Source organism: Chitinophaga sancti (assembly GCF_034424315.1).
Lineage (GTDB): Bacteria > Bacteroidota > Bacteroidia > Chitinophagales > Chitinophagaceae > Chitinophaga > Chitinophaga sancti.
The window spans coordinates 4329150-4350238 of sequence record NZ_CP139972.1; the positions used below are offsets into that span (position 1 = coordinate 4329150).

Sequence of the window (21089 nt, forward strand, 5' to 3'; positions counted from 1 at the left end):
TAATACAACAATAATGAAACGTCTTATATATTTATCATTGTCCATCGTCCTGCTCGCGGCTTGTAACAAGAAGCTGGAAATTACACCGAAAGGTACGCCCACCAGTGGTAACTTCTGGCAAACCAGCGATGATGCTGTTTCCGGGGCGAACGCCATGTACTCCGAGTTTGACGATGAAAACTTCTATGGCCGTGGTTACTGGTGGTTTATCAACGCCAGTGATGACATGGTGACCGGTCGCGTAAAAGCGGAAGGTGATAATATCAAGAATTTTAACAGCAATTTCATCGGGGGATCTTATACCGAAGGTCAGTGGAAGATGCGTTACATTGTGATCAAACGTGCAAACGATGTGATCAGGCATGTACCTGGCATCGACATGTCTGCATCACTGAAAAACCGTCTCATCGGTGAAGCTTACTTCCTCAGTGGTCTCATGTACTTTGAACTGGCTTATACCTATGGAGATGCCCGTGCAGGGGTGCCAATCGTAAACCGCGACAGCATTACAGGTAATGCCATTCCCCGTGTAGCCAATGTGGATATCGTATATGATTATGTAGCCAGCGAACTGCAAAAGGCTGCAAACTACCTCCCTTACTTCGATACCTATACGACTGCTGAATATGGTCGTCCTCACAAAACGGCGGCATGGGCTTTCCTGAGCAAGATGTATCTCTATAAAAAAGACTACGCCAATGCTGAGAAATATGCTGACTCCGTGATCAACAGTGGCAAACATGCATTGTTACCAAATTTCGCTGATGTATTTACTATTGCAAATAACTGGACCAGTGAATATATTTGGTCTGTATATTCTAATTCTCAGTCACCATCTGGCTGGGGGAGTATCCTGCCAGGGGTCATGCTGGAGAACAAAGGATGGGGAGCATACAATGGCTGGGGCTATTATATGCCTACCAAAGAATTGTATGACTCTTACGAAGCTGGTGACAAGCGCAGGGAAGCTACCATCCTGAAACCAGGAGACAACTTTACCTACTTTGGTAACGCAATGACCTATGCTTCTACCAACAGCTTGTCTGGTTACCAGTTCCGCAAGTACATGGAGCCATTCTCTTATGCTGGTCAGGCACATGTGAGTCCAAATGGTGACCACCCGACCACAGATCTGAACCTGCCACTGATTCGCTATGCAGAAGTGATCCTGATCAAGGCAGAAGCGAAACTGATGCAGGGTAAGAATGCAGATGTTGAAATCAATATGATCCGTAACCGTGCTGGTCTGACGAGTGTAACAAATGCAATGATGACTGAGTTGAAAAAACAACGTCGTTCAGAACTGGCTGGTGAATGGGCGAACCGTCACTTTGACCTGGTAAGATGGGGTGATGCACAGGCTACTTATGCACAGCCATTGCATGGTTATTCAGGTGCTGTCGTATGGCCTGCACGTAACTTCAATCCTGCTATACACAATGTATGGCCGGTACCAAGAATTGAAGTGACGAGCAGTAATGGGATAGTGACCCAGAACGCAGGATGGGAATAAATCATTAACTATATAATAAGGTTGTATCGAAAGTAATGGAAAGACATTGAGAACCGCTTAAACAAAATTCTCACCACCAGGAATCTGAAAAAAATCCTGAAAATTTACTTTCGGTATAACCTTATTAACAAACATTTATCAATGAAAAAACTACTTTTAGCTTCGCTGTTATTTGCTACCTTTCAAACCCGGGCCCAGCATTACACACCTATCAATGCCCACTCTCACAATGACTACGAACAACCCATTCCCTTCCTCTCAGCTTACACCCGCCATTTCGGAAGCATAGAAGCCGATGTATACACCCAAAACAATTCTCTCTGGGTGGCGCACGAATCAAAAGAACTGACTGCTGAGCGCACCCTCGAATCGCTCTACCTCATTCCCTTACAACAGCAGATTAAAAAAAACAAGGGTACTGCCTACCCAAATTCCCACGATACACTCCAGCTCCTGATCGATTTTAAAACGGATAGCATTGCCACGATGACAGCGCTCATCAAGATCCTTGCTAAGTATCCGACTATTACCAACAATCCTACTATTCAGCTCGTGATCAGTGGCAATCAACCTGATCCAAAGCGCTGGCATACGTATCCTGCCTATATCTTATTCGATGGTAAGCGCGAAGGTCATTACCCTGCTGATGCTATCAAACGTATTCCGCTTTATAGCACCGACCTGAAAAACTTCACCCAGTGGAACGGGAAAGGGATCATTGTAAAACCTGAACATGACCGCATTCAAAACTGGATAGACAGCGTACATACCTTAGGTAAAAAAGTGCGCTTCTGGGATACCCCTGATAATCCAAACACCTGGAAGACCTTTATGAACATGGGTGTGAATTACATCAACACAGATAAGGTAGAAGGTATTGCCGACTTCCTTTCAAACCGTGAAAATGTAGAATACAATGGTACAACAGCACCCCACACTATTTACAAAGCAAAATATGTGAATAACGATAGTCTGATCACGATCAATAAAGTGATCTTACTGATCGGTGATGGCATGGGGCTGACCCAAATATATTCAGGTTTCACAGGCAACCGTGGCCAGCTGAATTTGTTAGAAATGTTGAACATTGGTTTTTCTAAAACCTACTCTGCAGATAGCTATATCACTGACTCTGCTGCCGGTGGTACCGCGATGGCATCTGGTAAGAAAACCAATAACCGCTATGTAGGCGTAGATGCTACAGGCATAGCGATACCTGCAATTCCGGATATCATTGCACCAAAGGGATATACATCAGGCATCATCAGTGCAGGAGATATTACAGATGCTACCCCCGCTGCATTTTATGCACATGCACAGGACAGAAGTTATGAAGATGCGATCGCGAAAGATTTTCTAAATAGCCCGGTATCAGTATTAATAGGTGCTGCAGCTCGTCATTTCAATGCACGTGCAGATAAAATGGATCTGCCTGCATTGCTGAAAGAGAAAGGCTATAGTTTCACCACGAATTTAGCAGACCTGGACACCATTCAATCTTCCAAATATATCAACCTTTCAACACAGGCCGAGTTATCCATGGAAAAGGGTCGCGGAGAGTTCCTGGCAAAGGCCCTGACTAAAACAATCCGTACATTAAATGCCAATAAGAAAGGATTCTTTATCATGGCAGAAGGCGCGCAGATTGATTATGGTGGACATGCAAACAGAGTTCCATACGTGGTAACAGAGATGATGGATTTTGATAAGGCGGTAGGAGAGGCAATGAAATTTGCAGATGAAGACGGGCATACATTAGTGATAGTAACCGCTGATCATGAAACCGGAGGTCTGTCACTGTTAGATGGTGATATCGCTAAAGGACAGGTAGATGGGCATTTCAGTACGAATGATCATACTGCTGTAATGGTACCTGTGTTTGCATATGGGCCTAATTCCTTATTGTTCAGAGGGGTATATGAAAATACGGAGATCTTTAAAAAAATAGTTGAGTTGTTGAAATAAATCATAGGTTAAATTTTCATACAAGAAAGGGTGTTTACTATATAGTAAGCGCCCTTTCTTGTATATTTATATCATGAAAACACGGAATATCCTGTTCCTGTTTTTGTTGAGTAACCTGTTATTCACAAAAGCAGCACACGCTCAGATTGATATTCCAATTATATTTGCGATCTCCTAACTCCTGGTTCCCTTCAAAAGGTATATTTATCCCTAATGAAATCCAGGACCCTGCAATTTTTAATTCTCCTGTTCTTCTATAACGTTTTCCTGCATGTCAAAGCCCGCCGCATTTCCGCCTGGCACATGCAGCCGTTATCCATTCGATCTCCCTGGGCCTCACAAGTCTCCCCCACTCACCCACTCCCGGAATACCCACGCCCTCAAATGGTCCGCGCTCAATGGCAAAGCCTCAACGGCCTCTGGGATTACGTCATTACCAGCTGGGATGCAACTGCACCTAATAGCTACCAGGGAAAAATCCTCGTTCCTTTCCCCATAGAATCCGCGCTCTCAGGCGTAAAACAAGCCCTGTTACCTAAACAACGTCTTTGGTATCATACTACCTTCAAAACAAATTCACACCAACAAAGAACCCTCCTGCACTTCGGCGCCATCGACTGGAAAGCTACCGTATATCTCAATGGCCATCTCCTCGGCTCGCACCTCGGCGGCTACAACCATTTCTCTTACGACATCACCTCCTTTCTACAAACAGGTAACAATGAACTGGTGGTCAGCGTCTACGATCCTACCTCACAGGGCAATAACCCCCATGGCAAACAAAGTCTCTATCCCGGAAGAATCTTGTACACGGCCTGTAGCGGCATCTGGCAAACCGTATGGTTAGAATCCGTACCCGATACTTACATAGCCGGATTCACCCTCACTCCCGACCTGGATGCAGGTGAGCTGAAAATAAAAGTATCAGTTTCATCTCCCCATCCTCCCCTTGCTAATCAAACTAATTCAGCTGTCAACCATTCAAATTATACCATTCAGGCTATTTCAATCAACCAAATTGCTGAAGCTACTACCGGAGATCACGACACCCTCACACTCCACATTCCCTCGCCCCATCCCTGGAGCCCTCAGGACCCATATCTCTATCCCCTCACCATTCGCCTCTTACAAAACGGTAGCATCACAGACAGTATCACCAGCTATTTTGCACTACGCAACATCACCTTAGAAAAAGACCCAAGCGGCCATCCCCGCATTTTTCTCAATCACCAATACACCTTCAATCTCGGCGTCCTCGACCAGGGCTACTGGCCTGACGGCATCTACACCGCCCCTACTGACAGCGCCTTAGCATATGACATCAGTATCATCAAACAAATGGGCTTCAACACCATCCGCAAGCACATCAAAGTAGAACCCGACCGCTGGTATTACTACTGTGATCAACTCGGCATGCTCGTATGGCAGGACCTCATTCCTCCTGCGGGTTTCACTTCAGCAGATGCCAGTGTATTTGAAGATGAAAGCCCCAAACTTGTACAGCAATTGTACAACTTCCCCTCTATCATAGTCTGGACATTATTCAATGAAGGCTGGGGAGCTTACGATCAATTACGCCTCGCTACGCAACTCAAACATTACGATCCCAGTCGCCTGCTCAATGCCCACTCCGGTGCGAACATGGATGAATACAGCGAAGGGTATCCCAGCATCATGTGGGAAGGCAGTGACTTTGTAGATGTACATAAATATCCAGGCCCTGCTATTGGCCCGGCAATTCCGCAGAAAGCAGCGGTATTAGGAGAATGGGGAGGTTTGGGGGTAAGTATAGAAGGGCATCGCTGGGATCCAGCTAAGTCTTATAGCTATCTCGATATCACCCGCGCAGATTTTCCGGATTATTACCAGGCACTGATGCAGCTATTGTATTTGTATGAAAAAGCCGGGTTGTCAGGGGCTATTTATACCCAGCCTTTTGATGTGGAAAGAGAGGAAAATGGATTGGTGACTTATGATAGAAAAGTGGTGAAGATGCCGCTGCCATTTATAAAAGCGGTCAATGATTCATTGTTTAAAGCGATTGCGCCGACTCAGTAATACTGCCATTCTAAAAGCAATCAATAATTCATTGTTTACCACCAACACTACTATTCAGTAATTCGCCACTCCAAAAGAAATATTTAAACCACTTAATTAAGATATTTCCCTCCTGCTTTAACATCATTTGCTCGCGCATGACCATTATTTTTTCCCTGCTACCGCCACATGCTCCCACTTATACTTAATGCGAAACAACACGATCCAGTAAGGAATTGGAATTAAGACTTCTAAAAAAACTACCCAACTCATAAAATTCAACCACAACACCAACTGTGTAATAATCAACCAAACAATACCAATAAAAATATTCCACAAAATCGCCTGCTTCGCCTCCACCCACATCAGGTAGTATTTCAGAAAAAATGAAAACACTGTTACCATAAAAAGCACATAAGTCAGATAAGTGACCCAGCTTCCATTCACCCCTTCCGTACTCCATAAATAACAAATAGTTGCCATCAAACCAACCATCATAAAGATGCCTATAATCATTCCAGCCCAGACATACACCTTTAACCATCCAGGCATCAGGTCACGCCTACGTATACTTATTTTTGCATCAAAGTCTTTATCAAAAATGGTATGCTGTTCCATACTTACTTGAGTGCTATTTAAATCTGGCGATATGTGGAGCATTCTTTATTGCTAACGCCGCTCTATTCTCTAAAGCATAAAATACGCACTTTTTCATCTCCCCCTTAGCTAACTCCTGGATCCCCATCATCAAGCCTTTCAAAATTCCCTCCTCCAGCGAAAATTGTATGGCCATTACAGCACCTCCCAGGTCCATCACCAGGTAAGGCCAACAGGTCATTGATCCCCCGCATGTGCAAAGGACCTGTGATCCACCGGGGCTGTTTCTTCAGCAATTGCAAAAATTCCAGCTGCCCTTTCGGTAATGGCTGTATACTATTTATTTTCGGACGACTTCAGCGCTACATAGGTACCAGCACTGATGCCTAATAAAATGAGGTTATTGATTGGTATGATGGGCATGATCTTATCGATTATTTCATCAGAACTAGCAAAACCTGCCGCCTGCAAATTGATCACAGTTCTCCAGATAAACCAGATGCCAAAAAACAGGTTGAATACCACCGCCTGAAAACGGGGAATACTAATCCCTGTCTTGTCAGACAGAATATCCAGCCAAAAACCTTCGCTCTTCATGTCTTTGGAATTCTTCTGCAGCGCATTTACGTCCTCTTCATTAGCATCGGTTACGGCTTCTTTGTATTTGTTATCATCAGCCACGTCTACAATGCGGGCAGAAGCAGTCGTCAGCGCACCGATACCCAGGAGTAATAAGGTAGAAGTATCGAAAGTAGGCATCTTGCCGGTGGCGGCTAGTATGCTGATAAAAGAAACGAGGATGATAAAGGTCCACCAGAGTAATTGTAATCTGGCATAACTAAAGGGCTTAGGGTCTATATTGCTGGCATCGCAGAGGATACAGAAACGTTTTTGCATCCAGATGGCCATTACAACTCCTAAGATAAATACGAGCAGGTAGATAAATTGTGCATTCATGGTATTGGTATAGGAACAGGTATTTCGTTTAGGTATTGTGGTGATGTATCGTTATTTATAATTCTTAAGATCTTTTCTTATTCATTTCCCTCATGGACACCGCTTCATTTTCCCACTGGTACTGGATTTTATAAATCATCACCCAATAAGGAATGGTCAAACATACCAGCAAAAATTCTCCCATACCCGCGGTTCTCCTAAAAAACCCCAGCAATAACAGCAAGGCCCATATCGCACCCATCACCCAATTAAACCGGATGGCCCATTTCAACTCAAACCAAAGGGTAGCTACATTCGAAAATATAACACCTGAAAATATAAAGGCCAAACCCGTCGTACCAGCCAGGCTTAAATAACCGAGGGTATTATAGTTATTGCTGCCGATCAGGAATGCGAAAGTTCCTAAGGTAATCAGGAGCAGGATAAACAATAGGCAGGAAAGGACAATCCCGATCCAGATATAAACTTTAAGAAAAAGCGGTAGCAGACTACGTCGGCGCGTTAGCAGTTCCGTTCCGAAAGATTCCTCGAAAATAGTTGATTGCTCCATAGGTACTATTATATATAGCAAATATACACAATGCAATAGCTATTTCATAGGGGGTCACATTTAAACAGGACCTCATTATTAATCGTCACCTCCACATCCTTCCCCTTCTGTAGCTCATAATAATCCAGCAAAACCGCCATGATCTCCTTCCTCTCTCCAAACAACTTAACAGCCGATATTTCAGCAGATAAGAACCAATGATTAAAGTGATACTTCACATCTAACTCCATTCCCTTATCTTCAAGGAAACGATATAACTCTTCCAAACCCTTTCCTGCAATCGATACCTCTGTTTTCATAATATGGAATTTTTCATCCCATATTGCTATCAGGCCAGTTAGGTAATATAAAGAAGGGATTAGCCCTCCTGATGTGTCTCCAGGTAATAATCATATTTATTCAGATCCAGCTTTTCTCCCAGCAATTTCTCCACCGCAGCTTTCTGCGCTTCACCTACCGGGTAAATATTCAGGTATTCCGCATCTCCTTCTTCTGCTTCCCAGATCTTACTGATCTCGGCGACACTCAGTTCTACCAGGTATTCACTTTCAAAATCCTCAGTTCCTTTTAAATAATAAGCGATCGTTCTTTCCATATGATCAAAATTAAGATAGTAAGTAAGTGTTAAAATTAATACAGCCGGCTTTCGTGAAAGCCGGCTGCAAGATATTATCTTTTATTTTTAAACAGCTCTTTTGGTATTAAACAGTCTCTTTCCCGCTTAAGGATTGCCATTTAGTCCTAAACATTATCTTCCAAAAATCACCTATTCCCCCGACCTATCGTTTACTCCTAAACTCGGAAGTCTTACGCCATTCCGGAAACCGCTCCTCATTCGCCAGCGTCTTCCCTACATCAAACAAAAACCTGACATCCTCCACCATACCTGACAATTCCCAGGTATCATCAAACTGATCAAACGGTGAATGATACCGATCCTTCCCATAAGACGCTCTGTGATTCTGCACCCACATTGAATCATGCAACAATGAATGCTCCCCTGCCCCGGGATACAATGAAGGAATCCCCACCTTTGCAAAATTGAAATGATCTGAGCGGAAAAACCATCCACCAGAAGGATTTGACTCAGGAATAATCGTCCTGCCCTGCTTCTTCGCCGCCTTCTCCGCATAATCATCCAGTTCAGATTGCCCTTTCCCAATAATCGTAATATCCGTAGTACGACCAAAAGTATTCATCACGTCCATATTAATATCCGCCACAGTAGTCTTCACAGGAAACAAAGGATGCGTTGCATAATACTCAGAACCCAGCAATCCCTGCTCTTCCCCTGTCAATGCGATGAAAAGAACGGACCGCTTCGGTTGCTGTGGCAGATTCCTGAAGGCCTTCGCCAGACTTAACAACGCCGCCGTACCGCTGGCATTATCAGCCGCTCCGTTATAAATAGAATCACCCCTGATCACCTCACCTACGCCCAAATGATCCCAGTGTGCAGAGTAAATAATGTATTCATTTTTTCTGTCAGTACCTGGCAACTGTGCAATCACATTGTGAGAAGTTGACTTCCTGATCTTATTCGTAATCTCCATACTGGTGGTCACTCCTAATGGCACGGCTTTAAATCCAGGATGCTTGGCCTTCTCCGTCACATCAAATGGTACCCCTGCCAGTTCAAAGATCTTCTTTGCTGACTCAAGGGTGATCCATCCCTCCATCGCGGCTCTTGACATATTATCATCAGCCGTCTGCAGATCGAGTCTTGGTTTAGACCAACCGCTTCTCACCACCCCCCAGTTATAACTGGCAGGCAGAATATCATGAATGATGATTACGCCGGTGGCTCCTTTACGGGCAGCTTCCTCAAATTTATAGGTCCAGCGACCATAATAAGTCATGGTCCTGCCTTTGAATAAAGTGCTGTCATAAAAACCAGGATCATTCACCATTACCACCACCGTCTTACCTTTTACATCCAGGCCTTCGTAGTCATTCCATTTATATTCAGGTGCGTCGATCCCGAAACCGGCAAACACCAGTTCCGAGTTATCCACATTTACTTTCTCTTTCACCCTGCGGGTGGCTATTACATATTGATCGAGATAAGGCAGGCTCACACTCCCGTTTTTACCTTTGATCACCATAGGACCATTGGGCTTGGAAATGAGTTCCACCATCGGCACTTCCTGGAAATAACTATCTCCGTTTCCTGGTTGCAAACCGATTTCCCTAAATCGCTGTTCCAGGTATTGAATCGTCTTATCTTCACCGATGGTAAAGGGTTTGCGGCCCTGGAATACATCGGAGGATAATACGGTGATGTCGCGGGCTATACTTGCTGAGTCAATGCTTTTAATGGCTATGGAATCTGCAGCAGTCTGCTTCTGCTCAGATCCATGACAGGCAAAGAGGCCTATTAGGGGAATGATACGATAAAAGTATTTCATGCAGCTAAACGTTTTGATTTGCTTTTGCGGACTAAGATAAGGCACTTTTAATAGAAAAGGGCCCTATTGCGGACAGGACCCTTTATAATAGTGATGTATGATAATTATGTGCTGACACTCCGCCTACACGGCCGCAGGCTCCACCTTCTCCGCCTTCGGCACCTTTTTCTTCTCCTTCTTCTTCCCTTTTCCCCACCATACTATGAAACCGGTCACCGGCAAACTCGCGCAAATCAAACTCACAATAAAAGCAATAATTTTTCCAATGATCCCACCTATAGATCCCACATGTATGTCATAATTCATCCCGATCAGTTTCTCCCCGGCATTCCTATCCTTTTTCGTCACTTTTGCCAGCATCTTCCCGGTATATTTATCAAACTGAAAATCATCCCTGTCATAATACACCTCATTGCCCCAATAAGCTGACATGTATATCACGGCTGCTTTTGCTGTATCCGGTGTACTTAATCCAATCCTCCTTGCAGCCGGATTATCTCTTTTAACACTTTCAAAAGCAATATCCAATCCCTTCTGCGGCGTACCTGCCAGAGTTGTATCAGATGCCCCATTTTTATGTGCCGGTGGCGTAATACTCCTGGAAGCCACCACATACACCGTATTCTGGAACCATTTAAATGACCATACCATTCCTGTCAGGGCCAACACCAATGCTACCGCCATGGCATAAAAACCCAATACATTGTGCAGGTCATAGTTTACCCGTTTAAAACTCGCGGTCCATTTTATCTTAAAACTCTGCTCTTTCGTGGCCTTCGTCCATTTCTTAGGCCACCAGAGGATCAGGCCTGTAATCAACAAGATTACAAATACAAACACACTCCATCCCACGATCTGCTGGCCAATATCACCATTCAGCAATAAACTCCAGTGGATCATTTTCACAATAGCAAAAAAATCATACTTAAAATCATGATGTCCGGTAACCTGGCCGGTATATGGATTCAGGAAAACAGCTTCATAATATTTTACACTTCCAAAGTAAGTGATGGCTTTGGGGTCGCCGGCCTGGTAAGTCATAAACTCCCATGCACGGTCCTTGTCAGTGAAAGTGGTGATGTAATTGATTTTCTTCTCTGGACCCAGGGCGCGTTGTGCATTGTCCAACAAAGTACTGATAGGCAGGCTGGCTTTCTGCTGAGGTTGTACAAACATGATGTCATGATGCACCATTTCAGAAATTTCCTTCTGAAAAGAGAATAGACAACCTGTCACGCTTACGATAAATACAACAATTCCGGATGCTAATCCAAGCCATAAATGTAACCAGGCATTGAGTTTTGCCCGCCAGGATTTCCCCTTTTTTCCTGTTGGCTGATTTCTTTTATTCATGTTGCTTCGCCCTTATCAGTTGATATAGAAATGGTTATACTTAACCATGATAGCAAAATTGGAGAATATAGAGGGGATGACCGAGACGGATCGGGAATTTAATTTGCGGGAAGCGGAAAATAGGGGTAGGCGCTGCCATGAAAATTGGACAATGATACTGAACCTGTTTGCTATATCGTAAAATAGTGGGTATTCAAGATGGGGGAACTTATAAAATCGAAAATTATTATAAAGAATGAGATTGGGATTAATTATTAACAATCCTTCAGACTGGCTATATACACTTAAACCATTTCACACATATTCCTGGGGAACATGCTGCAGATCCTCCAGAATTTCCCTGGAATAATAGATACATTACACCTGGAACAATTTTAATTAATTAACAACATACCAGATAGAATTTTACCCAAGTAAAAATAACCCAACGTAAAACAATGAAGAATATTGAATTAATGGGCTTACTATTTTTTCTTTCATGCCATCAGCCACCAAGGAACTGCATTAACTCATATACAGTTGATTTATTGGACATTAATGAGTCATTGGCATATAATCAATCTTATCATATCCATAACGACACATTAAGAATATCATTTAATGATAAGCTTAGAAATGGGAAAAACTCAGTTTTATTCGAAAAGATATTAGATAAGAATCAAAAGAATAAATTTTGCAACTATATATCCTCATTTAATATTGACACTTTAAAATCTGAATATGTTAATCAATCCGCTCAAGATGGAGATCAAAAAATTATAGCGATTTCTATCGGAGCAAAAAAGAAATCTGTATACATTTCTACCGTATATATGGAAAATATAGCGGACTTAATTAAAAATATGAACGAATTAATCGATTCTTCAAAACTGAAAATAATTTATGCAGAATATAAAATTACGCATCCTATGTAGTTAAATCATAGCTGAATTGTTCTATGCAGCAGGTTGCCTTGCCAGCTGCATTTTTATTAAATCTCACGAAAATCATAATCTGGCGAGAGTAACACTTGTAATGAAGGAGGCGAAAATGTTTAAAAAAGGCAGGCCTCAACAAGCCCGCCCAGTTGCAACTTAATATTCCCAAGTATATAAAATCCAAATCTACCCCTCCTGCCCCAAACCCATTCGTTATTAACTAGTTAACAGGCTCAAAATGATCGCCCCACGATCATTAACACCTCCATTAACCACCCGTTAACATATTTTCCCCCAATATTCACTAACTAGCAAACCGAAAATTGCTCTCTAACTCCCTACCCATTATGCACCACATTTCCATTATCAACGTATTCAAACAACTCAAAGCTGATCTCATAGGCAAAGACTCCTACCGCGGCGTCACCCTCACCTACACCTGGCTCGCCAATCAATTCGGGCATTTCTCCCTCGGCTTCATCCCTACCCTCCTCATCCACCATCAACACGCCCCCTGGATCGTAGCCATCGCCTGGACTCTCTTCGAATCTTACAACTTCTTAGGCCCACTACTGCTAAAAAAACACACCGAATCCAAAACAGTATACGTACCCTCCCATAAAAAATACACCTTCCCACCTACCTGGGGAAACATCGCCTTTGACACCTTCACAGACCTCTGCTTTTTCTGGCTCGGCGCCTTCGCCGCCAGTCTGCTATTAGGTCAGCATACATTACTGAACATCACCATCATCGCCTTCATCCTTATCTACCCCATCTGCTACTGGTACCCCACCAAGATGTACCTCCAGCAGGCATGCCTACCCACCCAGTTCCGCCTCAGTCAATGGAACCTCTCTATCAAAGACGCTGACAAGGAAAAGGTCTATTCCTTCCTGAATGCCAGCGTACACCCTGATACAATTACCGGCAAACACCTCTTCATCTTCGGCGGCAAAGGCAGCGGAAAAACAGCCCTCGGCATCGGCATCGCTACCGAATCTGCTATTAAACACAAAGCATGTTTATATACCACCGCCATGAAACTATTCAGCCTTTTCGCACTCTCAGATGAAGACATCCAACAAGAAGATCCCAACCTCTGGACATGGCGCACAACCTCCTTGCTGGTCATTGATGATATCAATCCAGGACAACCAATTCCTAAAGACATTGTAAGTGCTGATCAATTTATGGGGTACATGGACAGTGAAGCAAACCGCCATGCATTAAAAAGTAAAAATGTAATCTGGATTCTGGGAGATGATACCACCTATTCTGAATGGCAACAGATGTTGCATAATATCGGGGTAACACAAGAAAGTATCTCTGCTATTTATTTACCGCAGGGCAAGATGTAACCGGATAAGGGGGAATAGCATTTCCCCCATCAAAATCTAAATTCAAAAATCAAAACTTTCATTCAAAAACACAACAAGCACCTCAGGGCAATATATGATTCTCATACGCAAACGTCACCAAATGCGTTAAACTCTTCACCTCAAATCGCTTATACAAAGGAATTATCCGCTTCTCTATCGCCGACTGCGTCACATTCAACTCATGTGCAATCTCCTTAAATGACCTTCCTTGCGCTAACATCGCCAGCGCTTCTTTCTCCTTCTGCGATATCGCATAATAATGAAACAAGTTCTTATTCAACTCCTCCTCAAACTCCGCCTTCTCAGGTCCATACGCCGCATACTGCATCACCTTCCCCAACCTCAACCGATGACTCACCTGGTTCCTCCCGATTATCTCCGTCACCCGTCCATTCTCGGACCTAAACACACCCACCCGCACAATCAATGGCACCGCAACCCCATTCTTATGCAGTTTCTTTAACTCTATCGTAAAACTATATTTCTCTAACTCCTCTGTCCGACTCATTATAAACATCAAGGCCTTATCATTCAACTCAAACGAAAACGGCTTATACTCCGGCGTCGTGATATCCACAATACTGAGCATATTGATCTCACTATCATCATATCCCAACACTTCCTCCCAACCATCGGCATAGACCATCCTGTTCTCCTTAAAGGAATACACATATATTGCTTCCTCAGGAAACCTTTGAATAGTACGTCTTAAACTTATCGCCTGTTCGCTGTTCAAATCTGCAGGCAAAGCTGTGATCATAGATCTGGAAAACTCCCCGGGATTGGACATGACAAATTTTTAATTCCTCTAATTTAAGCATTTCCTTCCCAAACTGCGGAATTTCGCAGTTGTCACCCGATAAAAACCGGATTATTTTTGCGGAACCTTTCAACCATTTCTTTAGAGACCCCAAAAAACATTAACCCCACTAGTACTTTCAACTTTTCTAGTGCCAGGGTAAAGGGCAGGCACTAACCTTCGCTTGCCCTTACCATTGGTCTAACAGCCTTATGAAAGTAATAGATCTGAAAATCAATTATAAAGGCAAAAAGTTAAGCCCTGAAAAAATAAAAGAATGCGAAATCGAAAAATTTGAGCCCCAAAAATCTAAGAAATATTCATCCATTACCCCGAATCTACAAGCCCTGAACATACATTCATCCATACCCCAAACTAATAACCCCAAAACCCCCTCTCTAAAGTTTCCCCCTCCCTGAAAACCCACCCCTATACCCCCAATTTCCTATTCATCTCACAAATAAAACCACAGGCGATTTTCCCGCTACATAGAACCAAATCCCTATGTAAAAAGACATCGCCACCATCATTCAACCAAAATTTCCATTATTCAATAAAAAATCTTAATTTGAATTCATACGCCATTTAATACTCGAAATAACCCGATCCCTAAACCCACTAACCCACAACCTATGTCGAACCCAAACGTTGCCCACGTTGAAAAATCCGTTTTTTCCATCCTCAACGCCGAAAATGAAATCATTGGTTACGGTTTCTTCGTCGACCCGCATGGAACTGCCCTTACCTGTTATCATATTATCGCTGCACTTACCAGCATTCGCATCAGAGACCACGATGGAAATGAACATATAGCCACAATAGATGAATACCATACCCTATGGGGCGTGCAGTACTCTGATATTGCTGTTCTTCAAATTCCAATGCAGTCTCCAACCTTCTTACAACTACCTCAACCCAAAGTGGTAGACCAGGAAATGACTGTTATCAAGGTGAACAATTCAAGCTTTGAATTCGAAGACATTCTATACCATAACGTCACTACCCCCACTCATCCACCATCATCTCACGGCCTACCCATCACATATACCGGCACAACCATGGCCGTCGGTTTTTTATCCGTTGCCAACTATCGCAACTTACCTAACCTGGCCATTTTCCGGCTAGCTAAAAAATCTGCCAACCTGGAACTATTCTTTCAATATCTCTCAGATAAATACTGTCCTGGAAAATTCAATCCTGAATTCAGCGAATTAAAAACCGTATGCAATGCACAACTACAACGTGCTTTCCGCCAGCAGCTCGAACAAAAATTCTTGCTACCATATAATTACACCCCTGAACCCAGGTACGGAATTAAACTCAAAGAATTCATAGAAGATAATAATTCGATTATATCCCTCGTCGGAGAAAGCGGCAGCGGCAAAACAAACTGCCTGCTTTGTGAGTTTCCTTACTATGCACGGTTTTTCTTTACAATATTTATCTCTGCTCATGATTTTGAACCACTACCAGCAAGCTTACCAGGAAAAATAAAAAACGTTTTAGCTAAAACACTCGCCGAGTATCCCCACGATAATATCACTGCCGATGATCTAATGAACCTGATATATCAACATCCGAAAAGATGCCTGATCATTATCGACGGGTTAAATAAAATGCCCCGCATCTCTTCTAAAACATTCGATGAATGGTTTACAAGATCTATCCGCTGGGCAAAAGGCATGGGCCTAAAATTAATTATAACAAGCACAGCATTACCTACCTTTCAAAATAGTGGCCGCCTGGACGGCTTCACCTGTGGGAGAATAAGTAAAGCCGCCAACAATTATAATCTACCCACAAAATTCAGTAAGATCTCCAGGCTCAATCGTCCACTATTACTGCGACTCCTTTTTGAGATTGGTGGCCAGGAACGATCGGCACCACTAGATGATTATCCTTTGTTCGCCACCTACCTGGCAAGAAAGTGTACGGCTCTCGCAGCACTTATCAATGTACCCTCACAGGTCGTCCATTCATTATTTATTGAATTTGCAAAACACTTCGCAACAAGCAATGATTACTGGCTCACTAATGACACCTACCAGGACATCCTCAAAGATCATCCACAATTAACCTCCATTCTCATCCAGGAGAACCTCTTCATTGAATCGGTGAATGGCGTCAGAATTGCTCATAACTGGCTGGCCGATTTCCTCATCGGTGAAACATTCCACCCGGATGAAGACATTGACTGGGAACAACTAATACCCATTAGTAATTCCACACAACGAAAAGGCCTCCCCTGGCTGCTGGCCAAAAAATCTTTCTTAGGACAGAACATGGCAGTTCCCCTGCAAAACCTGCTCACATTTATTTTGAAAAAAGACAGCCATCAATCCCGAGCCACCAAAATATTCGAAAATACGGTGAGACATTTATCTCTACCTGATCAATACTATTCAATCATTGAATCTTTCATCATCCAGCATCAACAAACATTCGGTTCCACCGATATTACCGGGCTAATGGTCTACAATTCCCATTTATCCACTTCCAATCAATTTAAACTATTAAAAAAGGCTTTATCTAATGAAGAATTGCCTTCATCTAATATTATGTTGTTTCTCCATCCTAATTACTATGAGAAAAATGACTATTTCCTGCAACTAGGTACTTTAATCGCTACCAAACAAATCCTGGAGAGATACCTCCTTGCAGAACCGGATACAACCATGCCACGAATAATGGATTGGCTATACGATTGCAAGGACCAGAATAAAATTTCGGTGATTAATATTATAGCAGGTATCATCATCTATCAATATGACAGCAGGTATAATCACTCATTTAATCCATGGAACAAGGATACACCCGCTCAAGCTTCCATCATTAAAGTGATGATCACCATGATCGTAGCATCACACAGTAAGACATTTTCGGATGTATTGACAGATTATTTGCTAAAGGATGATCATTCAGAAGGGATAAAGAACGGTACAGATTTTTATTTGAATGTTTTACCAACTGCAGTACTAAACGTTTACCGTGGCTTACCTCTTGATCAAGAAAAAATCAAATATACCATGTTGCTGCTCAGAGTTCCCGAATACCGGAAAGAAATGATTAGTGACATCCTACTCATATTTAAAGAGAGTAAAATGCCTGAATTATTGACAGAAAAGTTACGGGCATACGTCACGCAGGAAGGCATCTTTGAAGTACTGGTGCCCATGTTGGTCAAGTATATCAAATATGGCAGAAATTATAGGATAAGAAAGGATTGTATTTCAATTCTATTTCAATTTGGAAAAAACAAGGAACAAAACCAGGTGCTGGCAGATCATCTGGCAGCTCTTATCAGGATCAATTCCGATTTTGAATTGCACTTTACCAGATGTTTAATTCGGGGTCTCTATACCTTACCTGTCTCTTCCGCATCTTATCAAACTTTATCTGCCACGATTCCAATTCTACTGGAAAGAGATTTATCATCCTGGTATCGTACGTTGAAATACCTGTGCAGAGAAGAAAAAAATATTTACAAACGTGCAGATAAAATAAAATGGATTAATTGGGCATTTAACAATTTACCAGTGCGGCAACAATGTTCATTAGTGATCCTTCTTCTGAATTTGAATATTATCAAAGAAGAGGATAAGGTTCGGGAAATGATCAAACCAACCATATTATTAACGTTGCAAGAGTCCGATCTATTTTACCAGGCAGTATTAAAGAAAGCAGCGAAGAAAAATATAGCCCTGCATTACGATCTCCTGGATGATCAGGATTTTAAGGTGATGTTGAAAGTGTAATCCGGGTTAAAGAGCGTGTATTATGTACACGCTCTCCTTCTATAAAAACACAGCACTGATCTCCCGCATCCTTTCTCTCCTTAAGACCCAGTTTCCAAGAGGAACAAAATTTAAATAATCCCCTTATTTCCAAACGTTTCCATTTCATGCATTAACCTCGCTCTTTGTTCCATATACGACTTCCTGCCAAAATTCCCTTTTGCCACTTTCCCTGCTTTCTCCAGCCGTATTTCCAGGTGTATGTGGAGGCGTTTTTTAGGAGGAGGTTTGTTTAAGGCTTTAAGTTATTTAAAGCAAGGGAATCGGCAATTGACCCTTTAGCGAGGGGTTCATGAATTTTTCAATTCATTCATCATATCTACTGAAGGCATTACAATGACATCGTGAGCTGCAGGATAACGTTCTTTTCCTGAATAAACGATGAATTTATGAGTAGCATGGGCCTCCTGATCTTTATGGTTTATTTCGGAAATGAGAAATGCAACTGTGCTGATTGATTCAATCTGTTAAACTAGTGTCAAGAAATACCCCCAGATACAATAAGGGCTAACAGAATTAAAAAATCTTGCAACTCAAGCCCTACTTGGATACCACAACCAATAAATAAACTCCCATTATCAAAATAAAATTATCAATATCAACTTTTCTATTTTCCCTACTATCCCCACTTCTCTCACCTCGTTAACCTACAGTTAAATAATTAAAACAATCAATATTCCCTATTACATTTGTATCACAATAACAAAATAACCCCAAACGAATTATTATAGTACCCTTAGTATATCAGTACCCTCACTTAGATGCTCAACGTAAAAAAGGAACAGCAACATCATCTGTTGCTGTTTCCTTTTTTAATAACCATCTCAATCCTTCATCTCCTTCTCTATGGCCGTCAACATCTTTATCAATTTCTGAACATCCATTTTATCCATCGTCATATACGCATGACCTGGAATATCAATCTCCGAACTGACTTCCATATGCAACAATCCGGTACCAGTTATATACCATTCCATCTCGTTATCGTCCTGGTCTATAAATACAGTTTTTGAGGGCATGAAATTTAGTTTTAATTGTTTGAGTATCAAATGTAACGATCTCCTAACTATTAAAAAATATCATCCTTTTATGTTACAGCTCTCCCCTCACTGCAATTAACCACGAAATAAACAGGTCTCAATTATTATGAAAATCCCCAAAAGGATCTTTCAGCTAATTTTATGTTTGCTACTTTCTCCCTTATTGTCCCTAGCCCAAAAACAAACCTTGAATGGTATAGTAGCTGATTCTACCACTGGGAAACCAGTGCAGGATGCTACTGTATATATCTTAAAAGACAATAAGGCGGTCGCAACTTCATTTTCCGATCAGCAGGGGGTATTCAATTTTATGAATATTCCTTCGGGGAATTATCAGCTATATGTATCCATTACAGGGTACCAGGCTTATCATGCCCCTATCCAGATATCGCAATCTGCTATCAATGCAGGTAAAATCTTCATTAAGAATAAAACCATCACACTCAATACTTTCGAGATCAAACAATCCATCCCGCCCATTACCATTAAAAAAGACACATTAGAATTTAATGCTAATTCAGTAAAAACAAGGCCTAACGCCGTCGTTGAAGAGCTGCTAAAGCATGTTCCCGGTGTTTCTATAGATGCGAATGGTAAAATTACCGCTCAGGGAGAAACTGTGAAGAGGATCCTCGTAGATGGAAAACCTTTTTTTGGTAATAATACCTTCCTCACTACCCAAAACTTACCCGCTGAAATCATTGATAAAATTCAATTGATCGATGGTAAGTCTGAGCTGGCACAGTTTACCGGTTTTGATGATGGCAGCCACGAAAAGATCATCAATATCACGCTTAAAAAGAACCGTCGTCGTGGTACTACCGCTACCACCTCTGCAGGTTACGGTACGGATGACCGCTACGCCATTAGTGGCAATGTTAACAGCTTTAATGAACAGGATCGCCTATCTGCTGTTGCCAATGGCAATAACTTAAACGACCGTAATTTCAACCCGGGAAATACCCATGCCGGCAACCAACCTGGGAATGGGATGGCGAATAGCTGGTCCGGGGCGATCAATTATAACATGGAGGACAAAAAGAAAATAAGACTGGATGTAAGTTATGATGCTGTGGATAACCATTCTCAAAATAATATTACAAATTTCAGGCAGACCTTTTTTCCTGACACCACCTGGTATTATAACCAACAGAATAATACCAGCAGCCACAGCGTTAATCATTCACTCCATTCACGACTGAATTATAAAATAGATGAATCACAATCTATCCTTATTTTGCCTGAATTGTCTTTTAGTAAAACCGACAATATCCAAAACAATCAATACGAGTCTCTCAATAAAAATAAAGACACTTCTATTTCAGGACAGGCATTCAATACCAGCAGACAGTCCGCACCTAATATCAACATTCAGGGGCTTTATAGAAAACGTTTCAAAAAACGAGGCCGCACATTCAGTACTGATTTCTCAGTTGAACGTAATTCAAGCACGGGTAATAATACCTTTCAAACCCAGGATCATTTGTTGCTCCTGGATTCTATAGGTAGTTATGATCGATTAACCAGGAACAATACGATCAATAGTAATATCCGATTACGTCTTAGTTACACAACGCCATTATCAAGAGATCGGCTTTTACAATTATCGTACACATGGAAGGGATAATTCAGGAAGTTGCAAGTTGTCCTACAGCTCGCCATGCTCTTTTGAACTCATCTATTCAGCTATTTCAGGAGATATGGTCAATGAAGAGGAATTTATCATACCCATAAAATTATCCATAAATACCCTCAAAATGAGTTTTCGTAATTCAAG

General features: G+C 42.1%; 16 protein-coding genes. 7 read left to right on the plus strand and 9 right to left on the minus strand.

What is annotated here, in order from left to right:
- Positions 1 to 13 precede the first annotated feature (13 nt).
- The 3 genes from U0033_RS16540 (at position 14) to U0033_RS16550 (ending at position 5536) form a co-directional block, all read left to right on the plus strand.
- Positions 14 to 1513, plus strand: a complete 1500-nt coding sequence (locus U0033_RS16540; protein WP_072359612.1) for a RagB/SusD family nutrient uptake outer membrane protein — start codon at positions 14 to 16, stop codon at positions 1511 to 1513.
- 141 nt (positions 1514 to 1654) lie between these two features.
- Complete coding sequence (locus U0033_RS16545; RefSeq protein WP_072359614.1) at positions 1655 to 3478, plus strand: alkaline phosphatase; 1824 nt, start codon at positions 1655 to 1657, stop codon at positions 3476 to 3478.
- A gap of 213 nt (positions 3479 to 3691) precedes the next feature.
- The gene (locus U0033_RS16550) at positions 3692 to 5536 is read left to right on the plus strand and encodes a glycoside hydrolase family 2 protein (RefSeq protein ID WP_072359616.1); all 1845 of its coding nucleotides are present in this window, start codon (positions 3692 to 3694) and stop codon (positions 5534 to 5536) included.
- Positions 5537 to 5680: 144 nt separating this feature from the next.
- Here the strand turns inward: U0033_RS16550 and U0033_RS16555 are convergent, their stop codons facing one another.
- The 7 genes from U0033_RS16555 to U0033_RS16585 all read right to left on the minus strand — a co-directional run bounded on the left by U0033_RS16555 (position 5681) and on the right by U0033_RS16585 (position 11380).
- Positions 5681 to 6133: a hypothetical protein gene (locus U0033_RS16555; RefSeq protein ID WP_072359618.1), complete on the minus strand. Its 453-nt coding sequence runs from the start codon at positions 6131 to 6133 to the stop codon at positions 5681 to 5683.
- 315 nt (positions 6134 to 6448) lie between these two features.
- A complete protein-coding gene (locus U0033_RS16560) occupies positions 6449 to 7069 on the minus strand; it encodes a hypothetical protein (RefSeq protein WP_143150682.1) in 621 nt (206 codons plus the stop codon).
- A gap of 64 nt (positions 7070 to 7133) precedes the next feature.
- Positions 7134 to 7619 (minus strand): hypothetical protein, encoded by a 486-nt coding sequence (locus U0033_RS16565; RefSeq protein WP_143150683.1) that lies wholly within the window; start codon positions 7617 to 7619, stop codon positions 7134 to 7136.
- Positions 7620 to 7663: 44 nt separating this feature from the next.
- Positions 7664 to 7918 carry a hypothetical protein gene (locus tag U0033_RS16570; protein WP_072359626.1) on the minus strand — a complete coding sequence of 85 codons (255 nt, stop codon included), beginning with the start codon at positions 7916 to 7918 and terminating at the stop codon, positions 7664 to 7666.
- Between the two features lie 59 nt (positions 7919 to 7977).
- Positions 7978 to 8214, minus strand: coding sequence for a DUF7683 domain-containing protein (locus U0033_RS16575; RefSeq protein WP_072359628.1), 237 nt, complete (start codon positions 8212 to 8214; stop codon positions 7978 to 7980).
- A gap of 184 nt (positions 8215 to 8398) precedes the next feature.
- Positions 8399 to 10027, minus strand: a complete 1629-nt coding sequence (locus U0033_RS16580) for a M28 family metallopeptidase (protein ID WP_072359630.1) — start codon at positions 10025 to 10027, stop codon at positions 8399 to 8401.
- Positions 10028 to 10150: 123 nt separating this feature from the next.
- Positions 10151 to 11380, minus strand: a complete 1230-nt coding sequence (locus tag U0033_RS16585; protein ID WP_072359632.1) for a PepSY-associated TM helix domain-containing protein — start codon at positions 11378 to 11380, stop codon at positions 10151 to 10153.
- A 437-nt stretch (positions 11381 to 11817) separates the two neighbouring features.
- Here U0033_RS16585 and U0033_RS16590 point away from each other — a divergent pair, with 437 nt between their 5' ends.
- Together U0033_RS16590 and U0033_RS16595 are read left to right on the plus strand one after the other, a co-directional pair.
- On the plus strand, positions 11818 to 12294 hold the full coding sequence (locus tag U0033_RS16590; protein WP_072359634.1) for a hypothetical protein: 477 nt from the start codon (positions 11818 to 11820) through the stop codon (positions 12292 to 12294).
- A 350-nt stretch (positions 12295 to 12644) separates the two neighbouring features.
- Positions 12645 to 13658 (plus strand): P-loop NTPase family protein, encoded by a 1014-nt coding sequence (locus U0033_RS16595; protein WP_072359636.1) that lies wholly within the window; start codon positions 12645 to 12647, stop codon positions 13656 to 13658.
- 82 nt (positions 13659 to 13740) lie between these two features.
- On the opposite strand, the gene U0033_RS16600 is transcribed toward U0033_RS16595, so the two are convergent.
- Positions 13741 to 14469 carry a LuxR C-terminal-related transcriptional regulator gene (locus U0033_RS16600; RefSeq protein WP_072359637.1) on the minus strand — a complete coding sequence of 243 codons (729 nt, stop codon included), beginning with the start codon at positions 14467 to 14469 and terminating at the stop codon, positions 13741 to 13743.
- Positions 14470 to 15110: 641 nt separating this feature from the next.
- Between U0033_RS16600 and U0033_RS16605 the strand changes: the two genes are divergently transcribed.
- On the plus strand, positions 15111 to 18233 hold the full coding sequence (locus U0033_RS16605) for a trypsin-like peptidase domain-containing protein (protein ID WP_143150684.1): 3123 nt from the start codon (positions 15111 to 15113) through the stop codon (positions 18231 to 18233).
- Between the two features lie 863 nt (positions 18234 to 19096).
- Here the strand turns inward: U0033_RS16605 and U0033_RS16610 are convergent.
- Positions 19097 to 19291, minus strand: coding sequence for a hypothetical protein (locus U0033_RS16610; RefSeq protein WP_143150685.1), 195 nt, complete (start codon positions 19289 to 19291; stop codon positions 19097 to 19099).
- A gap of 208 nt (positions 19292 to 19499) precedes the next feature.
- Here U0033_RS16610 and U0033_RS16615 point away from each other — a divergent pair, with 208 nt between their 5' ends.
- Positions 19500 to 20939, plus strand: coding sequence for a TonB-dependent receptor (locus U0033_RS16615; protein WP_072359642.1), 1440 nt, complete (start codon positions 19500 to 19502; stop codon positions 20937 to 20939).
- Positions 20940 to 21089: the final 150 nt, after the last annotated feature.